The sequence below is a fragment of the Sulfitobacter sp. HI0040 genome (assembly GCF_001634885.1).
GTDB lineage: Bacteria > Pseudomonadota > Alphaproteobacteria > Rhodobacterales > Rhodobacteraceae > Sulfitobacter.
Genome location: NZ_LWEX01000290.1, coordinates 1 through 412 on the forward strand (window position 1 = coordinate 1; position 412 = coordinate 412).

Consider the following 412-nt stretch of genomic DNA (forward strand, 5'->3'; position numbering starts at 1 on the left):
ATGAGCGAGGGCATCTTGCAGTCGAGCCGACCCATGGCGCTTTCGGGGCCGCTGCTTTCGACGGGGCAGCCCGCCACGATGGAGCCATGCAGCGCCGGGGCGACTTCGGGTTCCACCACGACGATGCGGGGCGCATCGCCCCAGCGCTGCCGCGCCAGCGCCGCGCAGGCACCGGCGAGGCCCCCGACCCCGGCCTGCAGGAAGATATGACTGGGCGGGGCGGGCATCTCTTCGATGACTTCCGCCATCAGTGCCAGATAGCCTTCCATCACGTGAAAGGGCCTGTCGGTATAGCCGGGCCACGACCCGTCAGAGAGCAGTTCCCACCCCTGATCGGCCGCGGCCTTTTCGGCGGCGGCCATGCTGGCTTCGTAGGTGGCCCCCTCCCGCCGCACCTCTGCGCCCTGGTCGG

General features: G+C 70.1%; 1 protein-coding gene. It reads right to left on the reverse strand.

The annotated features are described in order from the left end of the window. On the reverse strand, window positions 1–412 hold a 412-nt coding region (locus A3728_RS13990), incomplete at both ends, for a pyridoxal-phosphate dependent enzyme (protein ID WP_150120810.1).